We start from the raw sequence: 22,308 nt of genomic DNA on the forward strand, positions 1-22,308 counted from the left end.
CCGGCGCGCTCAGCGCCGGCTGCGCGGCGTTCGGCTCTCGGCGTCGTAGCGCTCACGCGCGGCATCGAGCTCGAGGAAGTGGCGCTCGGCCCAGCGATCGAGCGCGATCAGGGTGCGGCACAACGATTGCGCCACCGGCGTCAGGCGATATTCGACGTGCAGCGGCCGCGTGCCGCACTCTTCGCGCACGACCAGCCCGTTGCGTTCGAGCTGACGCAGCGCCTGCGTCAACACCTTCTGCGAAATGCCGCCGACGCGCCGCTTCAACTCGCCGTTGCGCAACGGCCCCTGCGCCAGCAGCGGCAGGATCAGCATGACCCACTTGCTCGCGACCAGTTCGAGCGCATCGCGTGCCGAGCAACTCGGATCGAACACGTCGCCGTTCTTGTGCGGGCGAGCGTCGGCGGGAGATCTCATGGTTACCGCCAGGTGCGTAATTGTCGGGGTTCGTGCGCGCGCACAGAATTCCAGCCCTGTTTCACTCGACACCGCCCGACATGAAAGCCCTGATTGTACTCGCGCATCCCGAACCGACTTCGTTCAACGCGCAACTGGCCGCGTTCGCGCGCACGACCCTCGCGCAGGCCGGACACCAAGCGCGCATCGTCGACCTCTACGCGCAAGGCTTCGATCCGCGCGAATCGGGCGCGCACTACCGCAAGCGCAAGGACCCACTGCGTTTCGACGCGCAAGCCGAACAACGCCACCACGCCGAACGCGGCAGCCTGCCCGTCGAGGTGCGCGAGCAGCTCGATCTGCTGGCCTGGGCGGACCTGCTCGTGCTGCAGTTTCCGCTGTGGTGGTTCGGGCTACCCGCGATGCTGAAGGGCTGGATCGACCGCGTCTTCGTCTACGGCGACGCCTACAGCAGCAAGCGACGCTTCGACACCGGCGTGTTTCGCGGCAAACATGCGCTGATGTGCGTGACCACCGGCTCCAGCGCCACCGCCTGCTCGCCGCACGGACGCGAAGGCGATACCAATCTGATTCTGTGGCCGACCGCCTATGCGCTGCGCTACGTCGGCTACGACGTATTACAGCCGCAGCTTTTGCACGGCGTGCGCGGCGACCTGCACGGCGATCCCGCCGCGCGGAGGGATCGGTTATTACGACTAGCGATGGAACAGTTCGGCGCAACCTTGCTGGCGCCGCAGCACGCGCGCCAAATGCCGTTCAACACGGACAGCGATTGGAGCGCGGACGGCACACTCAAGCCCGACGCGCCCAGCTACAGCCCTTTCATCCGCCAGCGGCCGATCGCCGCCTAGGCTTGCAGCACGCCGTCGACAAGAAGCCGCGCACGCGCGGCGGCGGCGGCGACTTCGTCGTAGCGGCCAGCGGCGAGCCACTCGCGCGGCACCATCCACGATCCGCCGACGCAGATCACGTTCGGCTGCGCCAGATACTCCGCCGCTTCCGCTTCGACGATGCCGCCGCTCGGCGCCAACAAGAGATCGGGCAGCGGACCCTGCAGCAGGCGGATCAGCTTGAGTCCGCCGAGCGCGCCGACCGGGAACAATTTGGCGATGCGGAAACCGCGCGCGGCGAGTTCGAGCAGCTCGCTCGGCGTCGCCGCGGCCGGCGTCGCCGGAATACCGGCTTCGACCAGCGCCTCGGCCAAGGCCGCGGTGGTGCCCGGCGTGACCAGGAAATCCGCACCGGCCGCACGCGCGCGTTCGATGTCGGCGGGCACGCGCACGGTGCCGGCGCCGACCACGACTTCGGGCAGCTCCTGCTTGATCGCCGCGATCGCATCGCGCGCGGCCGGCGTGCGCAATGCGATCTCGATCGTGCCGAGACCGCCTTGCGCCAGCGCGCGCGCGACGGCGACGCCTTGCGCGGCGGAATCGACCGTGATCACCGGCAGCACGCCGGCCGCGCGCAGAGTTGCGATGGCTTTGTCCTGGCTGGCGTGGAAATCGGTATGAGTGCTCATCAGGCATCCTTCGCTTCGAACGGCGCGTACGCGGTCAATCGGCCGACGTCGTATTCGGTTTCGGTGCGACGCTTGTCGTCGCCGTGCACGGGCAGCGGGCCACAGGAAATCGACAGCGCACCCTCGTCGGCCGGACCGACGTTGGCGCGATTGAAGGCGAACAGCGAGCGGCCGATGTCGGTGCCGGCCACCGCGGAATTCGCCGCCGGGCGGCGGCTGCGCCATTCCTCTTCGTCGACGGCGAGATCGAGCCGGCCGTGTTCGCAGTCGAGCACGATCCGATCGCCGTCGCGCACGCGTGCGATGGCGCCGCCGACCGCGGCTTCCGGCGTCACGTGTATCGCCGACAACACCTTTCCGGAGGCGCCGGACAAGCGCCCGTCGGTGACCAGAGCAACGCGCCGACCTTGATTCTGGAACATGCCCAAGAGCGGCATCAGGCTGTGCATTTCCGGCATGCCGTTCGCGCGCGGGCCCTGATAGCGCACCACCGCGACGAAGTCGTGCGGCAGGGTGCCCGCCTTGTGCCGCGCGCGCAGCTCGGCCGGATCGTCCATCACCACGGCCGGCGCCGCGATGCGGCGGTATTCCGGCTTCACCGCCGACACCTTCGCCAGCGCACTGCCGAGCGGGCCGCGCAACAGGCGCAGGCCGCCGGTCGGCTCGAACGGCGCGGCGGCCGGTCGCAACACGGCTTCGTCGGCGCTGTGCGCGACCGCATCGATCCAGCTCAGCTCGCCGTCGAGCAAGCGCGGTTCGCGGGCGTAGTCGCGCGCGCCGCCGGCAGCGATCGTGGTCAGCTCGAACAAGAGGCCGGCGTCGAGCAGTTCACGCAAAAGGAAGGCGGTGCCGCCGGCAGCGTGGAAATGGTTCACGTCGGCTTCGCCGTTCGGATAGATGCGCGCGAGCAGCGGCACCACCTCGGCCAGCGCGTCGAAATCTTCCCAGGTCACGATCAGTCCGGCCGCACGCGCGACCGCGACGAAATGGATGGTGTGATTGGTCGAGCCGCCGGTGGCGAGCAAGGCAACGATCGCATTGACGATCGCACGCTCGTCGACCAGATGCCCGATCGGCCGGTAGTCCGCGCCGAGCGCGCTGATTGCTGCCGTACGCGCGGTGGCGGCGTCGGTCAGCGCGTCGCGCAAGCTCGTGCCGGGATTGACGAAGGACGCGCCCGGCAGTTGCAGCCCCATTGCCTCGAGCAGGATCTGATTCGAATTCGCGGTGCCGTAGAAGGTGCAGGTTCCGGGCGCGTGGTACGAGGCGGCCTCGGTTTCGAGCAGCTCGGCGCGCGTCGCCTGCCCGGCGGCATAGCGCTCGCGCACCTCCGCCTTGGCCTTGTTCGGAATGCCCGACGGCATCGGCCCGGCCGGTGCGAACACCACCGGCAGATGGCCGAACGCGAGCGCGCCGATCAGCAGACCCGGCACGATCTTGTCGCACACACCGAGCATCAGCACCGCATCGAACATGTCGTGGCTGAGCGCGATCGCGGTCGCTTGCGCGATCACGTCGCGCGAGAACAACGACAGCTCCATGCCGACGCGTCCCTGAGTGACGCCGTCGCACATCGCCGGCACGCCGCCGGCGACCTGCGCGGTCGCGCCGGCCGCGCGCGCGGCGCGTTTGATGCGTTCGGGATAGGTCTCGAACGGCTGATGCGCAGAGAGCATGTCGTTGAAGGCGGTGACGATGCCGATGTTCGGCGCGGCGCCGTTCTTCAGCGCGTCCTTGTCGGTTTCACAAGCAGCGAAGCCGTGCGCGAGATTGCCGCAAGACAGATGCGCGCGATGCGGACCGCGTGCGCGCGACGCTTCGATCTGCTCGAGGTAGGCGCGCCGACTGGCGACACTGCGCTCACGAATGCGCGCGGCGACTTGTTCGAGGCGGGGATGCATGGAGGCCGTCATCTTCCTCTTCGCTCAATGAATATCTATGTAGTCCCCTCTCCCGCTGGCGGGAGAGGAGAAAAGCTCAGCGCCGACCCAGGTTCGCGCGAGCAATCTCAAGCACACCAATGCACATGCAGCGGCTCGCCCGGCAGATCGAGTGCGAGGCGGATCGGCAGCGCCGCCGCGTCGCCGTCTTCCAGCGCGCGTTCGAACACGGCGCGCTTGCTCGCGCCGCGAATCAGCAGCAAGCGCTGCGCCGAGCGTGTCATGCCCGCTGGGGTCAGACTGATGCGATGCGCGTAAGCACCGGCAACGGCGCAACCGCTGGCGTCGATGGTCGCATACGGCTCCGCGCTTGCCAGCGCCGCAGGAAGATCGACCGCACCGGGAAACAGCGACGCGGTATGACCGTCTTCGCCCATGCCGAGCACGCAGACCGCGGCATCGGCCGCGCGCGCATTCGCCGTCGCCAACGCCTGCGCCAAGCTCTGCCCCGCCGCGCGCAGCGGCTCGAAGCGCGCCGCTGCGGCCGCGTCGCGCAGCAAGGATTCGCGCAACAGACGCGCGTTGCTGCCGTCGGCATCGGGCTCGACGTCGCGTTCGTCGACCAGACCGACGACGACGCGCGACCACTCCAGCGGCTCGGCCGCGAGTGCACGGTAGACCGGTGCCGGCGTGGTGCCGCCCGACAACAAAACACGCGTCTGCAGCGCCTGCGCCAGCGCTGCGCGCAGGCACTGCGCCAGCGCGGCGGCGGCGGTGTCGATCCACGCGCGTTCGTCGGCGGCGAGGTGCCAGACGACGCGTTGCGCACGCGCCGAGCTCATGCGTTCGCGCCGCGCGCTTGCTGCGCGTAGGCAGCCGCGCCGAGCAAGCCGGCGTCCGGATGCAGGATGGCCAAGCTCGGCACGGTGAGCATGGTGTCGACGAAGCGGCCCTTGTCTTCGAAGCGGCGGCGGAAGCCGCCGCGATCGAGCCACGGCAGCAGCAGCGGCGTCAGCCCACCGGCGAGATAGGCACCGTCCCAGGCACCGAAAGCGAGGATGAGATCGCCGGCAACCGCGCCGAGCAGTTCGCAGAACAACTCGACCGCACGCACACACGCCGCGTCTTCGCCGGCGTTGGCGCGGCGGGTGATTTCTTCCGGCGTCAGACGGCCCTCGCCGAGGCCGTGCAGCTCGCCCAGCGCTTCGTGCAGATTCGAAAGACCGCTGCCGCACAACAGGCGTTCATTGGAGACGCGACCGAAGCGCGCGCCGAGCCGGCGCAGCACCTCGATCTCCTCTTCCGTGCGCGGCGCGAAGCTGATATGGCCGCCTTCGGTCTCGAGCGCGCTGGCGCGCCCATCGCGCAACAGCAGCGCGCCGACACCGAGCCCGGTGCCGGGGCCGATGATGGCGAAGGTGCGCGTGCCGCTCAGTGCCGGCGAAGCTGCGCTGCCGATGACGCGCACTTCACCGGCGTCGAGCAAGGGCACGCACAGGCTCATCGCGGCGAAGTCGTTGACGAACACCGCGTCCGCCAGCGCCAGCTCGGCACGCACGCGCTCGCGCGACACCGACCAGTTGTGATTGGTGACCTGCACCTCGCCGTCGCGCACTTGGCCGGCGAAGGCGAACACGCCGTGGCGCGCACGCACGCCGCTGCTGCCGAGATAGGCCAGCGCGGCATCGGTGAAGGTGGCGAAGTCGGCCACGCGATAGCGGCGGATGCTGTCGCCGAGCAGCGGCTGCGCGCGTGTGGGATCGGCCAAGGCGAAGCGCACATTGGTGCCGCCGACGTCGGCCAGCAGCACCGGATCGGCCGTAACGGCCTCGCTCACGGGCCGCGCCGGTCGCGCTGCGCGCCGACGGTGCGCGCCGGCGCTTGCGGCAGGAAGCTGGCCGCCGCGGCCGGCCCCCACGAGCCGGCCATGTACGGCAGGATCGGCGTTTCCGCTTCGCGCCAGGCGGCGATGATGCTGTCGATCCAGGTCCAGGCCGCTTCGACTTCGTCGCTGCGCACGAACAAGGTGGAGTTGCCGTTGAGCGCGTCGAGCAGGAGCCGCTCGTAGGCGATGCGGCGCTGCACGGCCGGCATCGACAGATCCAGCGGCAACGGCTGCAGTTGCAGCGCGCCCCATTCCGGACCGGCCAGGCTGCTCATCAATTCCAGCTCGACGTTCTCCTGCGGCTGTAGGCGCAAGACCAGGCGATTGGGTGTCGCGCGCTCGCGCCGCGGTTTTTCGAAAAGCCAATGCGAGGTCGGACGGAAGGTGACGACGACCTCGGTCACGCGCTCGGCCAGGCGCTTGCCGGTGCACAGGCGGAACGGCACGCCGGCCCAGCGCCAATTGTCGATCGAGGCACGCAACGCGACGAAGGTCTCGACCGGTTCGCGCCCCTGCACCGCTTGCAGCGAGAAGCCGCGCACCGGTTCGCCGTCGACCAGGCCCGCCTCGTAACGGCCGCGTACCGAATCGGTCGGTGCGCTGTCGGCGCGGAACGGACGCAGCGCGCGCAGCACTTTCAGCTTCTCGTCGCGCAGCACGGCCGCGTCGAGCGAGGCCGGCGGCTCCATCGCGATCAGGCAGAGCAGCTGCAGCACGTGGTTCTGCACCATGTCGCGCAGCGCGCCGTAGTCGGCGTAGTAGCTCTCGCGGCCGTCGACGCCGGCGGTTTCGGCGACCATGATGTCGACCGATTCGATCCAGCGGTGATGCCAGACCGCTTCGAGCAAGGTGTTGCCGAAACGCAGCGCGAGCAGGTTCTGCACCGCCGCTTTGCCGAGATAATGATCGATGCGGAAGATGCGGTCTTCCGACAGACACGCGTCGAGCGCGGCGTTGATCGCACGCGCCGATTCCAGGTCGCTGCCGATCGGCTTCTCCAGCACCAGACGCGAAGGGTCTTCGAGCAGACCGGCGGCCTTCAGGCCTTGCGCGATCGGCACGAACAGATACGGCGGCGTCGCCAGGTAGCTGACGCTGCGATGACCTTCGGCGTAGCCGCGCAAGGTCTCGGCGATCGCCTGCGGCTGACTCAGATCGACCGCGACGTATTCGATCCGGCGCAGCAGTTCGGCGTGCGTCTCGGCGCCGTTCTCGACATCGGCCAGGCGTTCGCCGAGCCAGGCGCGAAAACCGGCGCTGTCGTAGTCGTGCCGCGCGACCGCGATGATGCGAAAGTCCTGCGGCAGCAGCCGATCGCGCAACAGGTGCAGGAGCGAGGGAAACAGTTGCCGCGCGGCGAGGTCGCCGGTGGCGCCGAAGAGCAGCAGCGTGTCGTGCAAGGGTTCCTCCGTTTGCCGGTCAGTACCTGAGGTCGAAACTCCGCTTCGGCGCTCTCTCGGGAGAGGAGAGAGAAGCCGATGGATTTCATCCTTGCCGCTCCCGGCAAGCTCCGAACGACCGAGCCTCGCATCCTGCGCGTCAGCGCGAGCACCCGGCTACGCTTCAAATGACCCGCCTGCGGCCGTGGTGAAGCGCTTGCCGCCTGCACGGAATGACGACTCGTTCGGAACTTCCCTGCGCGACAGGGCGCAGCGAACCTTCGTTTCTCGCCGAGCGCTACTGCGCAAGCTCGCGCCCATTCGAGCTGACGATCTTCGCATACATTCGGCCGCTTGCCTTCGGTGTGCGCTTCTGCGTTTGGAAATCCACGTGCACGATGCCGAAGCGCTTGGAAAAACCGAGCGACCATTCGAGGTTGTCGAGCAGCGACCAGGCCATGTAGCCGCGCACGTCGCAGCCCTGGCCGATCGCGTCGTGGATCGCGCGCAGATGTTTCTTCAGATAATCCACGCGCAGCGGATCGTCGAGCGTGTCGCCCTCGACCGTCGGCGGATCGTAGAAGGCCGAACCGTTCTCGGTGATGTATACCTTCGGGTTGCCGTAGCGCTCGCGCAGCCAGAGCAGGGTGTCGGTGAGGCCTTGCGGGAACACTTCCCAGCCGGTTTCGCTGTAGGTCGCGTGCTGGCGCACAGCACTGGCGCGCAAGGGCCAGGAGTTTTCGTCGTGGCGCGTCACGCTGCGCGTGTAGTAGTTGAAGCCGAGCCAATCGATCGGCTGCTGGATCAGCTGGTAGTCCTCGTCCGGCCACTCCGGCCACGCTTCGCCGAAGATTTCCTTCATCTCGTCCGGGTAGCGGCCGAAGTACACCGGATCGAGGTATTGCCGGTTCATGTAGGCATCGGCGCGCTGTACCGCTGCGCGGTCATCGCTGCTGTCGCTGGCCGGATACTTCGGTTCGAGGTTCACCACCAAGCCGATCTCGTGCTTGCCCTCGGCGCGGTAGGCCTGCACCGCGGCGCCGTGCGAGCGCAGCAAGTGATGGCTCGCGATCGGCGCTTCAAAGCGGTTGCGATGACCGGGCGCGAGCGCGCCGTGCAGGTAGCCGCCGTCGGTGACGACCCAGGGTTCGTTCAAGGTCGCCCAACGTTTCACGCGGCCGTCGAGCTTGCGGTACATCGTGCTGGCGTAGTCGGCGAACCAGTGCGCGATGTCGGGATTCAACCAGCCGCCGCGATCGTCGAGCGCCGCCGGCAGATCCCAGTGATAGAGCGTGAGCAGCGGTTCGATGCCGTTCTCGAGCAGGGTGTCGACCAGCCGTTCGTAGAAGTCGAGGCCGCCCGCATTCACCCGTCCCCTGCCCTCGGGCATCACGCGCGCCCAGGCGACGCTGAAACGGTACGCCTTCAGGCCGAGGTCGCGCATCAGCTTGATGTCGTCGCGGTAGCGCCGGTAGTGGTCGCAGGCGATGTCGCCGGTATCGCCGTCCTTAACCATCCCCGGCGTACGCACGAAGCGGTGCCAGATGCTCGGTCCGGCGCCGTCGGCGAGTGGCGATCCTTCGATCTGGTAGGCCGAGGTCGCGCTGCCCCACAGAAAACCCGGCGGGAAAGTGTAGTCCTTGCTCATCGCTTCGCCTTGTTCGTCGAAATGCTGGAAATGCACGGATGAAAACGATTACATTCAGTGTAACCCAGGCGCGGGCGGAGCAGAAGCGTCGACTCGAAAGACGCCGAGGAAGAACCAGCGAAAGCGCGAAGCCTCTCAGTCGTCGATCTTTTCCTTCGTGTCCTCTGCGCGCTTCGTGCTTCAATCCTTTTTTGCTCTTTACACGCCGCACCGGAAACCATGGCCAAGGTTCGTCTCGATCACCTGCGCAAGGTCTACGACAACGGCTTCGTCGGCGTCGCCGACGCGACCTTCGACATCGAGCACGGCGAACTGCTGGTGCTGGTCGGCCCGTCCGGCTGCGGCAAGTCGACCTTGCTGCGCATGGTGGCCGGGCTCGAATCGATCACCGCCGGCACGCTGACGATCGGCGAGCGTGTCGTCAACGAGGTCTCGCCGCGCGACCGCGACATCGCGATGGTTTTTCAGAACTACGCGCTGTATCCGCACATGAGCGTGGCCGACAACCTCGCCTTCGGGCTCAAGCTGCGCGGCACCCCGAAAACGGAAATCGACACGCGCGTGCGCGAAGCGGCGACGATGCTCGATCTGGAACGTCTGCTGCCGATGAAACCGGCGCAGCTCTCCGGCGGCCAGCGCCAGCGCGTCGCGCTCGGCCGCGCGCTGGTGCGCAAGCCGGCGGTGTTCCTGCTCGACGAACCGCTGTCCAACCTCGACGCCAAGCTGCGCCTGTCCACCCGTGTGGAAATCTCCAAACTGCATCGTCAGCTCGACGCGACGATGATCTACGTCACCCATGATCAGATCGAAGCGATGACGCTCGGTCATCGCATCGTCGTGATGAAGGACGGCCAGATCCAGCAGATCGACGCGCCGATGGCGCTGTACGAGCGTCCGCGCAATACCTTCGTCGCGACCTTTCTCGGCAGCCCCAAGATGAACCTGTTGTGGGGGCCGCTGCTCGAACGCGACGGCGGCCTGCGCCTGCGCATCGCCGACGGCGTCGAGCTGCCGCTGGCGCCGCCGCCGCCGCTGCGACAGAAGCTCGCGGCTTACGTCGGTCGCGAGCTGACCGTCGGCCTGCGCCCGGAAGATCTGCATTTCCGCCGCGACGGCGAGACCGACGCGCTCGAAGCGAAGGTCGAGGCGGTCGAGCCGGTCGGCAACGAGGCCTTCCTCAACCTCGGCTGCGGCGGCTGCGACCTCATCGTGCGCGTGCCGCCGCAGCATCTGCCCAAGGTCGGCGAGCGCATCCGGCTCGGCTACGACGCCGAGCGTGCGCACTACTTCGATCGCGACAGCGAGCTGCGGATCGAGGCCGACGCCGCCTGATCCTGGCTCCGCGCACCGCATCCGGCTCGACGCGAGTCGTGACGACCTAGCCGGCGGCGCGCCAAAGATTCGCCGCTTCCTCGACGATCACCTCCGGCCGTTCTTCCGGGAACAGCAGCTTGCCGCCGGCCAGACGGCGCACGCCGCGCGAGCCGCCGAGCGTGCGATCCAGATAGTCGGGGCTGGCCGAGGAAAAGATGCCATCGTCCATGCCCCACACGATCCGGGCCGGCACGCGGCTTTGCGCGAGCTGTGCGGCGATGCCGATCATCGGATTGCGCTCGAGGCCGATCGTGTAGGCGTCCAGCAAGGCCTTGCGCCGCGGCGAGCTGAGCAGCGGTGTGCAGTAGTAGTCGATCGCCTCGTCGGTCGGATGGCGCGGATCGGTGTAAAGGATGCGGCTGTCCGCACGCGCCTTGTTCTTGTCGGCCAGCTGCGGCCGCACCTGCACCTCGGCGAGCGTACCGGCATGCGCCAGTTCCAGACTCCCCTTCAGCGCGGCAGGCGGGCTGTCCGGCTCGGTATCGCAGTTGGTCAGGAGCAAGCTGCGCACACGCTCGGGATGGCGCACCAAGAACAACTGCGCCACCTGCCCGCCGCTGTCGCTGCCGACCAGATCGACGCGCCGGATCGACAAGGCATCGAGGAAGGCCGCCAGCATCTCCACCTGCGCATCCGGCCCCACGCCCTGCCCTGCGGCGACTTCGGTGTAGCCCAGGCCCATCAGATCCAGTGCGATGCAGCGGCGATGCGCCGACAACGGCCCCAGCGCGCCGCGCCACTGGAATCCGTTGAGCAGATACGCGTGCACGAACAAGGCCGCCTCGCCGCTGCCGCGCTCGACGTAAGCGATGTCGCCGAAGCGGGTCTTCGCCAGGCGCCGGGCGGCATGGAAATCCGCCGCGGTTCCGGCCCACGGCGCGCTTGTCGTTTCGTGACGCTTGCCCGCTTGCAGCGCGCAGGCAGCGATCACACTGCTCGCCGCGGCGGCGCCGCTCCACCTCAGGAACTCTCTACGCTGCATGCTGGTCTCCGTGCTGGGCTTGCGCAGGGCGCGACGAAATGTTGGCATCGGCACTGGAACGCCGGCGCGCACGGACGGACGATCGCAGACACGAACGGATGAATCCCACGCGCCCCGCTCCACCCGCAGCGAGGAATTGAACGATGAGCGAAAAGCCCGCGCAGGACTCCCCTGCAGCGCTTCCGCTTCGCACCAGCAGCGCACAGACGCCGCCGCTGAGCGTGCGCACCGTGCCGGTGCCGGCCGGCTATCTCGAGCCGATGGCCGAAGACATCCATCACACGCTCGATTTCCACCTCGGCCAACCGACCTTGGTGACCTGCCATCTGGATGGCCGCACGCGGCGCGATCTGCAGATTCAGGGGCATTGCTCTGTGCTGCCGGCCGGGGCCGAACACAGCTGGCAGGTCGACGCCGAAGCCGCCGCGCTGCTGATCCATCTGACGCCCTCGTTCATGCGCGACAGCGCCGAGGCGATGGGACTGTCGACGCGCCACGCCGATCTGGCGCCGACCATTCGCATGCGCGATCCGGGCATCGAGCGGCTCGGCTGGATCCTGCAGGCCGAGCATCTGGACGGAAATCCGAACGGCCGGCTGTTCTCCGACGGCCTCGCCTGCGCGCTGGCGGCGCGCCTGCTGACCCTGCAATCGGGCCGACCGACGCCGGAGCGCAAGACTCGGCGTGCGTTGCCGGCCTGGCGCCTGCGCCGCGTGGTCGACTACATCGAAGCGAATCTGGACCGGGATTTGAATCTGGCCGAGCTGGCCGGCATCGCCGGCTTCAGCCCCTCGCATTTCAAGCCGCTGTTCAAGCAGGCGGTCGGCATGCCGGCGCATCGCTTCGTGCTCGAGCGGCGCGTGGCGCGAGCGCAGGCGCGCTTGCTCGAAGGCGAGGCCAGCCTGGCCGACATCGCGTCGGAGTCCGGCTTCGCCCACGCCAGCCACATGGCGCGCTGCATGCGCCGCCTGCTCGGCCTGAGCCCGACGCAGATCGCCGCGGCGCGGCGATGAACCCGCTGCGACCACGTGAACATGGGAAGGCGCGCGAACGGTTTCGCCGCCTCGCCGGTGCCGCCGTGCTGGTCGTGCTGCTACTGCTCGGCACCGACGCATCGGCGCAGCGCGCGGCCGCCGACGTCTGGGCCGCGGACATGCAACGCTTCGCCGACGCCGACCGCGCGCAACCGCTTGTGCCGGGCGGCATCGTCTTCGTCGGCAGTTCCTCGATTCGATTGTGGAGCGGCCTGGCCGACGACTTTCCCGGCCGCAAGGTTCTCAATCGCGGCTTCGGCGGTTCGACCTTGCCCGATGCGACGCGTCATCTCGATCGCCTGGTCGTTGCGCACCGGCCGCGCACGGTCGTGCTGTACGCCGGCGACAACGATCTCGCTTCCGACGCCACCCCTGAACAGGTTCGCACCGACTTCGACGCCTTCGTGCGCGCGCTGCGCGCCGAACTGCCGCAGACGCGCCTCCTGTTCGTCTCGATCAAGCCGAGCCCCTCGCGCATCGCCTTGTTGCCGGTGATGCGCGAGGCGAACGCGCTGATTCGCACAGACACGCAGCGGCTGAAGAACGTCAGCTACGTCGACGTGTTCACGCCGATGCTCGATGCCGACGGCCAGCCGCGCGCCGAGCTGTTCGGTCCGGACCGGCTGCACATGAATCGCACCGGTTACGCGTTGTGGACTTCGATCCTCGCACCGCTGCTGCCGCCCGATCCGCGCTGAACACGGCTCACGCTTTCGCCGCGTGCAGCAGCACGATGCCGAGCACGATCAGGCCGACGCCGCCGAGCCGCAACGGCGTCAAGGTTTCCGCGAACACGAACGCGCCGACCAGCAAGGTGCCGGCTGCGCCGATGCCGGTCCAGACCGCGTACGCGCTGCCGACCGGCAGCGCCGCCAGCGCACGCCCGAGCAGGAACACGAACACCGCCAGGGCCAGCAACGAGAGCAGGGTCCAGCCCGGTCGCGTGTAGCCCTGCGACAGCTTCATCGTCGTCGCCCAGACGACGTCGACGAATCCGGCGACGATCAGCATGGCCCAAGCGACGGTACTGCTCATCGCGGCACCGCCGTCGCTGCCTTCTCCAGCCGCAGCGCGGTCACCACGCTGTCGCGCGCGCGGATGCGTTCGAGATACGCCGCCAAGGCCGGGTACGGTTCTAACGAGATTTGGGTCGCGCGCGACCAGTCGGCGATGGTGAACAGATACGCGTCGGCGATGCTGAAACGCTCGCCTAACAGATAGTCGCGCCCGCTCAGGTGCTGCTCGACATGGGCGAAGCGCTGCGCGATGCGCGCACGCGCGACCGCGGCGGCCTGCTCGCCGTACTCGGGGTGGAACAGCCACGGGCTGAAGGACTTGTGCAGCTCGGAACTGATGAAAGTCAGCCAGCTCTGCAACTCGCTGCGCTCACGCGTCCCCGCGGCCGGCGCCAAGCCGGCGTCGGGCACCAGCTCGGCGAGGTATTGCAAGATCGCGACGCCTTCGCCGAGCAGGCGGCCGTCATCGAGTTCGAGCAGCGGCACGTAACCGAGCGGGCTGAGTTCGCGATAGTTGCGGCCGTCGGCGACGACCACCGCGTCGGGGCCGAGACGCACGCGGCGCAACTCCACCTCGAGACCGAGTTCGCGGATGATGATGTGCGGCGCCAGCGAGCAGGTGCCGGGAGTGAAGTAGAGTTTCATGGCGGGTTTCCTGTTTGGGTGGAGCCGCCAATTTCGATGCGCGCCGGCGGCGTTCCAACACGGCGCGCGCACAAGGATTGTTTGCGCATGCGACAAGAACGGCTGTCTCTGGAAGATCTCGACCTGCTGCGTGCGATCGGCGCGCACGGCAGCCTGACGGCGGCGGCGAAGGCGCTCGCCATCGAGCATTCGAGCGCATTCCGCCGACTTGCCGCGATCGAGGCGCGCATCGGCAGCGCGCTGTTCCGGCGCAGCCGGCGCGGCTACGCGCCGACCGAAGCGGGCGAGGTCGCGATCGCCGGTGCGCAGCGGCTGTTGGCCGAGGTGGAGCAATTGCAGCGCGAGCTGGCCGGTCGCGACACGCGCGCCGAAGGCCGCATCCGCGTGACGATTCCCGACACCTTGGCCGGCGTCGCGGCCCAGCTGTGCCGCGCCTTCCACGCCGCGCATCCGGCGCTGCGCTGCGACCTGATCGTGGCGAACGCGTTCTTCAATCTGCAGCGCCAGGACGCCGAAGTCGCATTGCGCGCCAGCGCGACGATGCCGGACGGCCTCTCGGCCAAGCGCATCGGCGCGATCGCGACGGCCACCTACGTCGCGGCCGCGACCCCGGCCGCTGCGATCGCGGCCGGCGACTGGATCGGCTTCGACGATTCGCTCGCGCACCTCTCTTCGGCGCAGTGGCTGCGCAGCCATGTGCCCGAAGCGCGCATCGCGATACGCGTCAATTCGCTGCCGGCGGCGCTGGCCGCCTGTCAGGCCGGTTTCGGCCGCGCGCTGTTGCCGTGCTATTTCGCCGACGCCGCCGCGGATGTAAGCCGGATCGGCGCGCCGCTGGCGGAGATCCGCACCGATCTATGGTTCGCCACGCATCCGGATTTGCGCCGCTCGGCCAAGGTGCGGCTCTTGCGCGAGTTCGCGCTGCGCTGGCTGCCGTCGCGAATCGCCTAGCTATTTCATCTCTCCCGCTCGCGGGAGAGGTCGGCGCGGACGACTCGAATCCGTCAGTCGGGCTTCGCTGCCGCTTTGCAGTCGGCGCAAACCCCATGCACCTCGAGCGTCTGCGCGCGCGCACCGAAACCGCGTTCGCGCGCCTGCTCGTTGAGCAGCTGCGAGACACGCTCGTCGCAGATCTCGACTGCGCTGGAACAGACGTCGCAGATCAGGAACGGGACCTGATGCGCTTCGCTCGGATGATGACAGCCGACGAAGGCATTGATCGATTCGAGCTTGTGGATGAAGCGGTGTTCGAGCAGGAAGTCGAGCGCGCGATAGATCGTCGGCGGCGCCGCGCCGCTGTGCTCGTCCTTGAGCCGATCGAGCAGATCGTAGGCTTTGACCGGTTTTTCTTCGGCGGCGATCAGTTCGAGCACGCGCAGACGCAGCGGCGTCAGGCGCAGACCGCGCGACTCGCAGGCCGTGGCGACCGCGCCGACGAAGGCTTCGGCGTCGTGGCTGTGGTCATGCGAATGCTGGCTGGCGGCGTGCGGCATGGCGGAATGATAGCGCGGGAAGGCGTTGCACACTTCCAAGTGGCGGCATGACGCGGCCAATGCAAGCGCACGGGCGCGGCCGCGTGCCTCAATCGCGCTTTCGGCTGGCCCAGTCGTCGCGCTTCATGCGCGAGCGCGGCGACTGCCGCGCCGCCTTGCGCACGTCGACGCCGCAATGCCGGCACACCTTGGCCGCCGGCGCATTCGGCTGGCCGCAGTCGGGACACTCGACGAAGCTGGATTTCGACAGCGCCACGATCAGCCAGCCGATCGGTCCGAGCGCTGCTCCCCACAGGAGGCCGGCGAGCCAGCGCCCCTTGGCTTGGCCGATCAGGGCGCCGATCACTGCGCAGACCAGGGTGATCGCCAGCGCCCACTTCCACAACAGCGGATCCAACAGCGAATCGATGCAGGTCTGCAGCAACGCCTGCACCGCATCCGGATCGGTTTGATCCAGGTTCGACAGCGCCGACAGGGTGCAAGCCTGATCCATCGCTCTACTCCGTGCGTTTCAACGCGGCTTCGATCCGCTGCAATGCTTCGTCGCGGCCGGCCAGGAAAACCGTATGGTCGATCGAGGGCGACACCTGGGTGCCGGTCAGCGCGACACGCAGCGGCTGTGCGATCTTGCCCATGCCCTCGCCGATCGCTGCGGCCGCGGCTTCGATTGCTCCATGAATCGCTTCGACCTTCCACTCGGCCAGAGCGGCGAACTGCGCTTGCACGGCTTCGAGCGCGGCGCGCGCGGTCGGCGTCTTCAGATGCTTGCTCACCGCTTGTTCGTCGTAGTTCTCCAGCGGCGCGTACCAGACGCGCGCCTTCTCGGCCATTTCCTTCAGCGTCTTGGCGCGATCGCGCAGCGCGACGATCACGTCGGCCGGATCGGGGCCGCGCGTGGGGTCGATGCCGGCCGCGCGCAGATGCCATTCGAAATGCGGCGCGATCTCGCGCGGATCGTCGCTCTTGAGGTATTGCTGGTTGAGCCAGGACAGCTTCTCCAGATCGAAGCGTGCGGCGGACTTGTTGACGTCGCCCGCCTCGAACAGCTCGATCATCTGCGCCAGCGAGAAAATCTCCTGATCGCCGTGCGACCAGCCCAGCCGCACCAGGTAATTCAACAGCGCGTGCGGCAGGAAGCCGTCGTCGCGGTACTGCATCACGCTGACCGCACCGTGGCGCTTGGACAGCTTCTGCCCATCCGCGCCGAGGATCATCGGCAGGTGCGCGAAGTTCGGCACGGCGGCGCCGAGCGCGTGGTAGATGTTGATCTGGCGCGGCGTGTTGTTGACGTGGTCGTCGCCGCGAATCACGTCCGTGATGCGCATGTCGATGTCGTCGACGACGACGGCGAAGTTGTAGGTCGGAAAGCCGTCCGAACGCAGCAGCACGAGGTCGTCGAGTTCCTCGTTGCTCCATTCGATGCGGCCTTTGACCTGGTCGTCGAACACCACGCTGCCCTGCGCCGGATTCTTGAAGCGCAGCACGCGGTTCGGATCGTCGCGCAGGGGCTGATCGAGATCGCGGTAGTGGCCGTTGTAGCGCGGCTTGAGGCCCTTGGCCATCGCCTCCGCGCGCATCGCTTCGAGTTCTTCCTTGGTCTCGTAGGCGTAGTACGCCTTGCCGGCTTTGAGCAGGTCGGCGGCGACCTCGCGATAACGGTCCATGCGCAGGGTCTGGTAGTACGGACCCTCGTCCGCGGCGAGGCCGAGCCAGTTCATGCCGTCGAGGATCGCCTGCACCGCGGCGTCGGTGGAGCGCTCGCGGTCGGTGTCTTCGATGCGCAAGATGAACTCGCCGCCGCGATGACGCGCCTCCAGCCAGCAGTACAGCGCGGTGCGCGCGCCGCCGATGTGCAGGTAGCCGGTGGGACTGGGGGCGAAGCGGGTGCGTACGGTCATTGCGGGTCGGGGAAATCGAAGGATTGCGGAGTTTACTCAAAGCGAGGTCGATGGCGGACAAAGCGGGCCAGCGCGCGAGTTCGACTCACGAATCTACGAAGAAAAGTGTAGATTAGGCCGACCCCGCACATACGGAGGCCCGCCATGATCACACGTGCCGCGACTGTGCTCGCCTTGATGCTGGCAGGAGCGTCCGCGTCAGCCGCCCCGCCCTCTGCCTCCCCTCCTGCGCGATCGGCCGCGCCGATGTATGAGATCGTCGACCTCGGCGGCTTCGGCGGCAGCTATGCCTCCGCCAACGCGATCAACGACGTCGGGCAAATCGTCGGTGCCGCCGAGGGATTGCACGGTCCGGAACCTTTCTTGTGGGACGGCGGCAGACTGACCCATCTGGGTCATCTCGCCGCGGAAAACCGCGGCGGGTCCGCCAATGCGATCAGCGCGAACGGCCTGATCGCCGGGGGCTCGTTGGCCCGCTATCCGCCCGGCGGCTGGTCCGATCACCCGTTCCTTTGGAGCCGCGCGACCGGCATGCGCGATCTGCTTCCGGCGACCTCCCTCAGCAGCGGCACAGCGATCGGCATCAACTCGGCCGGTCTGGTGGCCGGAAACGTCGGCCGTTACGGCGCTTTCTTGTGGAGTTCGAAGAGCGGAATGAAATATCTGTCGGCGCCCGACAGCGCACCGGGATTTGTGAACACGCTCAACGGCTTCAGCGAAACCGGCTGGGTCTGCGGCTCGCAGGTGACGACGGCCGGAATCAGCGCCGCCTGGGCCTACGACAGTGCGGCCAAGCGATACAAGCATCTGCCCGGGCTCGGCGGGATCAGCACGGTCGCCTACGCCGTGAACGCCCTCGGCGATGCCGTGGGCTTGAGCCTGAAGCCGAATCTGCAGATGCGGCCGGTGCTGTGGACGCAGGAAGGCGATCTGGTCGACCTCGGCTTTCTGCAGATTCCAGGCTTCACCCAAGGCGAAGCGCACGCGATCAACGACCACCGCTGGATCGTCGGCTGGGATCCGTACGACGGCGATGGCCGCTTTCCGATCGGCTGGCTCTGGGTCGAAGGCGACAAGTACGAACTGATCGGACGAATCGCCGATCCCGTGCAGCGCTCCGCCTGGACCCAGCTCACGCCGTTGGCGATCAACAACCATGGACAGATCGTCGGGCAGGGCACGAGGAGCGGAGGTGAAGGCGGCGCTTTCCTGATGACGCCGCTGCCTTGAAATCGCGCCGGCCCCCTTTTCCACTTTTTTACAAAGCTCCCGACGGCCCGCACGACACCCTTCGAGCCTCACCGGCGCGAGCAATTTTGCGCGCTGCGTCGCGACTTGCTGCGACCGCACCGCTAGCATCGCGCGCATGATGCCAGCCCGCTCCCGCTCCGCCGCCGGACGCCAGCCCGCCTCGCCGAGGACTTCGGTGCCCAGAACATCGGCCCGCAACGCGCCACTGGATACGCGCTATACGGCGGCGGTGATTCCGACCACGATCCTCGCCGTCTTGGCCCAGCTCGCCGATGCCGAAGAGGTCGCGGTCGAACCCTGGCTGGCCGGCCTCGGCATCACGCGTGCGCAGATCGACGATGCCTCGGTGCGCGTCTCCTATCGCCAGGCCAGCGTCATCATCAAGCGCGCCATGCGGGCGATTCCGCGCAGCGACTTCGGCCTCGAAGTCGGCACGCACCAGTCCAGCGGCACCTTCGGCATCATGGGGCTGGCGATGATGACCGCGCGCACCTTCGGCGAGGCGGTCGCGATCGGGGTCGAGTACGCCGACATCACCGGCGCGCTGATGGACGTCGAACTGGAATACAGCGGATCGAATCGCGCCGACGCGCGCGAGGTCGCGCTGGTGGCGCGCCCGCGCTTCGCCGACGAAGAGATTTTGGTGTTCCTGTGCGAGGAGCTGTTCGCCAGCACGCTCAACCTCGCGCGCAACCTGGTCGGTGCCGCGTTCAAGCCGGAGCGGCTCGAACTCACCTACCCGACGCCGCCGCACGCGGCGCGCTACCGCAAGCTGTTCGGCTGCGACGTGCGCTTCGGCGCCAGTCGCAATCGCGTGGTGGTCGCGGCGCATTGGCTCGAGCAGCGCCTGCCCACGCACCATCCGGTGTCGGCACAACAAGCGCTGGCGATCTGCCGCGAGCAGGCCGCGCAGATCAAGCGCCAGAGCGAGATCATCGCCTCGGTCGAGCGCATCCTGCGCCGGCGCCTGGCCGAGCATCCGACCCTGGGCGAGATCGCGCAGAACCTGAACCTGTCCGAGCGCACTCTGCGCCGGCATCTGGCCACCGCCGGCCGCGTCTATCGCGACATCCACGACCAGCTGCGCGCCGAGCGCGCGCTCGAACTGCTCAGCGCCGGTGCGCTCAGCATCGCCGCGATCGGCAGCGAGGTCGGCTATTCCGATGCGCGCGAATTCCGGCGCGCGTTCAAACGCTGGACCGGCGCGCCGCCGACCGCGCTGCGGCATGGCGGGGTCGCGGTGGAGTAGGGCGCCGGTGGCGCCAGCGGCCAGACGAGAATGGCCGCTTTGCCCCCCAAGTTGGCCCGCCGGCCCCTACCCTCAAACGTTCGTTCGGCGCACATTGCCGCGTCGCCTGCCGAAGGGGTTTCGATCATGCGCAAGCTCGCCGCCACTCTCGCCTTGTGTGCTCTCGCCGCCGGTTGCGGCCAGGGTTCGGGGCCGCCGCAACCCTTGAGCGACGCCGAGGCGGCGTTCGAGAAGAAGCTGCAGGAACAGTTCCTCGACGCCAAGCCCGGCAGCGTGATCGAGATTCCGGCCGGCAAGCATTCGCTGCAGCGCGTGCTGACCTTGCGCGCGAACGGCGTCACCGTCCGCGGCGCCGGCTCGGACAAGACCGTGCTGTCGTTCAAGAATCAGGTGTCGGGACCGGAAGGCATCCTGGTCTACGCCAGCGACTTCACCATCGAGCGCCTCGCGATCGAGGACAGCAAGGGCGACGGGCTCAAGATCAACGACGGCGAGAACATCACCATTCGCGACGTGCGCGTGGAGTGGACCGCAGGCCCCTCCAAGGACAACGGCGCCTACGGCATCTATCCGGTCAAGTGCAAGAACGTGCTGATCGAGGATTCCTCGTCCTTCGCCGCACGCGACGCCGGCATCTACGTCGGCCAGTCGCAGGACATCATCGTGCGCCGCAACCGCGCCGAAAAGAACGTCGCCGGCATCGAGATCGAGAACTCGGTGCGCGCCGACGTCTACGAGAACACCGCGACCAACAACACCGGCGGCATCCTGGTGTTCAACATGCCCGATCTGACCCTGCACGGCGAGCACACGCGCGTGTACAAGAACAAGGTCGTCGCCAACAACCTCGGCAACTTCGCCGCCAAAGGCACCGCGGTGGCGAGCGTACCGGCCGGCACCGGCGTCTTGATCATGTCCAACCCGAAGGTCGAGATCTTCGACAACGACATCGCCGACAACCGCACCGCCAACACGATCATCGCCAGCTATTTCATCAGCAACTTCGCCGACAAGAAGCCGACCGAAGGCTACGACCCGTACCCGAAATCGATCTACATCTACGGCAACCGCTTCTCCGGCGGCGGCGACTCGCCCGACGGCCTCGACTGGAAAGCGCTCAAGGTGTCGATGTTCGGCCTCAACGGGCACTTCCCCGACGTCTTGTGGGACGGTTACGTCGACACCAAGGCGATGACCGACGGCCAATACGCGCCCGCGCAACGCATCTGCGTGCAGAACGGCGCGTCCGAAGTGCTCAACGTCGACGGTCCGAACGGCTTCGACAAACCCAAAGTCGGCAAGGAAGAGTTCAACTGCGAGTTGCCGCGCTTGGCGCCAGTCGAGCTGAAGGGCAAGGCTTGATGAGGCGCGTGAAGGGCCCGCAGCGGGCCTCTGAGCAATCGTCATTCCCGCGCCGGCGGGAATCCGCCGGCTCCTCGGCGCTCGCGACCGGCGCACGCATCGGCTTCGGCGTGCAGACTCGCCGTCTCGCCGGGGGCTTCGTGGTGGCGCTGGCGCTGCTCGCCGGCTGCACGCCGGCGCCGCAAGCGGTGCACTTCTTCGCCGAAGGCCGCCCGGCCAAGCTCAGCGACTGGCATCTGGTCGAAGCGCGCGGCGGCCGCCTCGAAACGAATGCGGACGTGCTGCCCTACGATCTGAACACGCCGCTGTTCAGCGACTACGCGCACAAGTTCCGCACGGTGTGGATGCCCAAGGGCAGCTCGGCGAAGTACGACGCCGAGGGTCCGTTCGATTTTCCGGTCGGCACCGTGCTGAGCAAGACCTTCTACTACCCCGTGGTCGCGAACGAGCCGCACGGCAGCAAGGCGGTCGCACGCAATTACGACAGCTCGCACGACTTCGCTGCCGCCGCGACCGGTGCGGCGCTCGATCTGTCTCAAGTGCGGCTGATCGAAACACGCCTCTTGGTTCGCCGCGAACAGGGTTGGGAAGCGATTCCCTACGTCTGGAACGCCGCGCAGACCGAAGCCGAACTCGCACGCACGGGCGATGCGATCGCGCTCGAGCTGGTCGACGCGCAAGCCGCGCGCGAAGCCTTCACCTACGTCGTGCCGAACGAGAACCAGTGCGCCGGTTGCCACGTGACGAACGTGAAGGCGAAACGGATCGAACCGCTCGGGCCGCGCGCGCGCCATCTCAATCGCGACTACGCCTACGCCGACGGCAGCAAGAACCAGCTCGCCTACTGGAGCGAGAAGGGTTACTTGAGCGGACTGCCGGCGGCGGAACTGCCGCGCGATGCGGACTGGCGCGATACCCGGGAGCCGCTCGAAGCGCGTGCTCGCGCCTATCTCGACGTCAATTGCAGCCAGTGCCACAGCCCGACCGGCCCGGCCAATACAACTGCGCTCGACCTGCGCAGCGCGGCAACCGACCTGCGCCGCCTCGGCCGCTGCAAGCCGCCGGTTGCGGCCGGGCGCGGCACCGGCGATCGCCTGCTCGACATCGTGCCGGGCAAGCCGGACGAATCGATCCTGGTCTATCGCATGCTGTCGAACGAACCCGGCGTGATGATGCCGGAGATGGGTCGCAATACGACGCACCGCGAAGGGGTCGAGCTGATCCGCGAATGGATCGCCGCGATGCCCGGCAATTGCGATGCTTGAGAAACCACCTG

General features: G+C 67.8%; 22 protein-coding genes. 9 read left to right on the plus strand and 13 right to left on the minus strand.

Going from position 1 to position 22,308, the window contains the following annotated elements; translation table 11 throughout:
- Positions 1 to 9 precede the first annotated feature (9 nt).
- Positions 10 to 417 carry a winged helix-turn-helix transcriptional regulator gene (locus tag AC3QL3_RS13205; RefSeq protein ID WP_492894312.1) on the minus strand — a complete coding sequence of 136 codons (408 nt, stop codon included), beginning with the start codon at positions 415 to 417 and terminating at the stop codon, positions 10 to 12.
- An 80-nt stretch (positions 418 to 497) separates the two neighbouring features.
- Here AC3QL3_RS13205 and AC3QL3_RS13210 point away from each other — a divergent pair, with 80 nt between their 5' ends.
- Positions 498 to 1,268: an NAD(P)H-dependent oxidoreductase gene (locus tag AC3QL3_RS13210; RefSeq protein WP_492894314.1), complete on the plus strand. Its 771-nt coding sequence runs from the start codon at positions 498 to 500 to the stop codon at positions 1,266 to 1,268.
- On the opposite strand, the gene eda is transcribed toward AC3QL3_RS13210, so the two are convergent.
- From eda to AC3QL3_RS13240, 6 genes are all read right to left on the minus strand, one after another.
- Positions 1,265 to 1,936: a bifunctional 4-hydroxy-2-oxoglutarate aldolase/2-dehydro-3-deoxy-phosphogluconate aldolase gene (eda, locus tag AC3QL3_RS13215; RefSeq protein ID WP_492894316.1), complete on the minus strand. Its 672-nt coding sequence runs from the start codon at positions 1,934 to 1,936 to the stop codon at positions 1,265 to 1,267. The two genes, AC3QL3_RS13210 and eda, sit on opposite strands and share 4 nt — an antisense overlap.
- The gene (gene edd, locus AC3QL3_RS13220) at positions 1,936 to 3,849 is read right to left on the minus strand and encodes a phosphogluconate dehydratase (RefSeq protein ID WP_492894318.1); all 1,914 of its coding nucleotides are present in this window, start codon (positions 3,847 to 3,849) and stop codon (positions 1,936 to 1,938) included. Before edd ends, eda begins: the two co-directional genes overlap by 1 nt.
- A 95-nt stretch (positions 3,850 to 3,944) precedes the next feature.
- Positions 3,945 to 4,658, minus strand: coding sequence for a 6-phosphogluconolactonase (gene pgl, locus AC3QL3_RS13225; RefSeq protein ID WP_492894320.1), 714 nt, complete (start codon positions 4,656 to 4,658; stop codon positions 3,945 to 3,947).
- Positions 4,655 to 5,653 carry a glucokinase gene (gene glk, locus AC3QL3_RS13230; protein WP_492894322.1) on the minus strand — a complete coding sequence of 333 codons (999 nt, stop codon included), beginning with the start codon at positions 5,651 to 5,653 and terminating at the stop codon, positions 4,655 to 4,657. Before glk ends, pgl begins: the two co-directional genes overlap by 4 nt.
- Positions 5,650 to 7,101: a glucose-6-phosphate dehydrogenase gene (gene zwf, locus AC3QL3_RS13235; protein WP_492894324.1), complete on the minus strand. Its 1,452-nt coding sequence runs from the start codon at positions 7,099 to 7,101 to the stop codon at positions 5,650 to 5,652. Before zwf ends, glk begins: the two co-directional genes overlap by 4 nt.
- Positions 7,102 to 7,378: 277 nt before the next feature.
- Positions 7,379 to 8,728, minus strand: a complete 1,350-nt coding sequence (locus tag AC3QL3_RS13240; protein ID WP_492894326.1) for a GH1 family beta-glucosidase — start codon at positions 8,726 to 8,728, stop codon at positions 7,379 to 7,381.
- 219 nt (positions 8,729 to 8,947) lie between these two features.
- Between AC3QL3_RS13240 and AC3QL3_RS13245 the strand changes: the two genes are divergently transcribed.
- Entirely contained in the window at positions 8,948 to 10,060 is a 1,113-nt protein-coding gene (locus AC3QL3_RS13245) for an ABC transporter ATP-binding protein (protein WP_492894328.1), read from the plus strand.
- Positions 10,061 to 10,106: 46 nt separating this feature from the next.
- Here the strand turns inward: AC3QL3_RS13245 and AC3QL3_RS13250 are convergent, their stop codons facing one another.
- On the minus strand, positions 10,107 to 11,084 hold the full coding sequence (locus AC3QL3_RS13250; RefSeq protein ID WP_492894330.1) for an alpha/beta fold hydrolase: 978 nt from the start codon (positions 11,082 to 11,084) through the stop codon (positions 10,107 to 10,109).
- Positions 11,085 to 11,227: 143 nt separating this feature from the next.
- On the opposite strand from AC3QL3_RS13250, the gene AC3QL3_RS13255 reads away from it, so the two are divergent.
- Positions 11,228 to 12,097, plus strand: coding sequence for a helix-turn-helix domain-containing protein (locus AC3QL3_RS13255; protein WP_492894332.1), 870 nt, complete (start codon positions 11,228 to 11,230; stop codon positions 12,095 to 12,097).
- Positions 12,094 to 12,816: an SGNH/GDSL hydrolase family protein gene (locus AC3QL3_RS13260; protein WP_492894334.1), complete on the plus strand. Its 723-nt coding sequence runs from the start codon at positions 12,094 to 12,096 to the stop codon at positions 12,814 to 12,816. The genes AC3QL3_RS13255 and AC3QL3_RS13260 overlap by 4 nt, the downstream gene beginning before the upstream one ends.
- A 7-nt stretch (positions 12,817 to 12,823) precedes the next feature.
- Here the strand turns inward: AC3QL3_RS13260 and AC3QL3_RS13265 are convergent, their stop codons facing one another.
- Both AC3QL3_RS13265 and AC3QL3_RS13270 read right to left on the minus strand, forming a co-directional pair.
- Positions 12,824 to 13,153: a DMT family transporter gene (locus AC3QL3_RS13265; RefSeq protein ID WP_492894336.1), complete on the minus strand. Its 330-nt coding sequence runs from the start codon at positions 13,151 to 13,153 to the stop codon at positions 12,824 to 12,826.
- Positions 13,150 to 13,779, minus strand: coding sequence for a glutathione binding-like protein (locus tag AC3QL3_RS13270; protein ID WP_492894338.1), 630 nt, complete (start codon positions 13,777 to 13,779; stop codon positions 13,150 to 13,152). The genes AC3QL3_RS13265 and AC3QL3_RS13270 overlap by 4 nt, the downstream gene beginning before the upstream one ends.
- An 87-nt stretch (positions 13,780 to 13,866) precedes the next feature.
- Between AC3QL3_RS13270 and AC3QL3_RS13275 the strand changes: the two genes are divergently transcribed.
- Entirely contained in the window at positions 13,867 to 14,730 is an 864-nt protein-coding gene (locus AC3QL3_RS13275; RefSeq protein WP_492894340.1) for a LysR family transcriptional regulator, read from the plus strand.
- 53 nt (positions 14,731 to 14,783) lie between these two features.
- On the opposite strand, the gene AC3QL3_RS13280 is transcribed toward AC3QL3_RS13275, so the two are convergent.
- From AC3QL3_RS13280 to gltX, 3 genes are all read right to left on the minus strand, one after another.
- A complete protein-coding gene (locus tag AC3QL3_RS13280) occupies positions 14,784 to 15,272 on the minus strand; it encodes a transcriptional repressor (RefSeq protein WP_492894342.1) in 489 nt (162 codons plus the stop codon).
- 88 nt (positions 15,273 to 15,360) lie between these two features.
- Positions 15,361 to 15,765 carry a zinc ribbon domain-containing protein gene (locus AC3QL3_RS13285; RefSeq protein WP_492894344.1) on the minus strand — a complete coding sequence of 135 codons (405 nt, stop codon included), beginning with the start codon at positions 15,763 to 15,765 and terminating at the stop codon, positions 15,361 to 15,363.
- A 4-nt stretch (positions 15,766 to 15,769) separates the two neighbouring features.
- A complete protein-coding gene (gltX, locus tag AC3QL3_RS13290) occupies positions 15,770 to 17,170 on the minus strand; it encodes a glutamate--tRNA ligase (protein ID WP_492894346.1) in 1,401 nt (466 codons plus the stop codon).
- Positions 17,171 to 17,416: 246 nt separating this feature from the next.
- Here gltX and AC3QL3_RS13295 point away from each other — a divergent pair, with 246 nt between their 5' ends.
- The 4 genes from AC3QL3_RS13295 (at position 17,417) to AC3QL3_RS13310 (ending at position 22,297) form a co-directional block, all read left to right on the plus strand.
- A complete protein-coding gene (locus tag AC3QL3_RS13295) occupies positions 17,417 to 18,400 on the plus strand; it encodes a hypothetical protein (RefSeq protein WP_492894348.1) in 984 nt (327 codons plus the stop codon).
- Positions 18,401 to 18,596: 196 nt separating this feature from the next.
- Positions 18,597 to 19,670: an AraC family transcriptional regulator gene (locus tag AC3QL3_RS13300; RefSeq protein ID WP_492894350.1), complete on the plus strand. Its 1,074-nt coding sequence runs from the start codon at positions 18,597 to 18,599 to the stop codon at positions 19,668 to 19,670.
- A gap of 126 nt (positions 19,671 to 19,796) precedes the next feature.
- Positions 19,797 to 21,032: a parallel beta-helix domain-containing protein gene (locus AC3QL3_RS13305; RefSeq protein ID WP_492894353.1), complete on the plus strand. Its 1,236-nt coding sequence runs from the start codon at positions 19,797 to 19,799 to the stop codon at positions 21,030 to 21,032.
- 110 nt (positions 21,033 to 21,142) lie between these two features.
- A complete protein-coding gene (locus tag AC3QL3_RS13310) occupies positions 21,143 to 22,297 on the plus strand; it encodes an SO2930 family diheme c-type cytochrome (protein WP_492894355.1) in 1,155 nt (384 codons plus the stop codon).
- The last annotated feature ends 11 nt before the right edge of the window (positions 22,298 to 22,308 follow it).

The organism is Dokdonella sp. GW821-FHT11D02 (assembly GCF_058808595.1).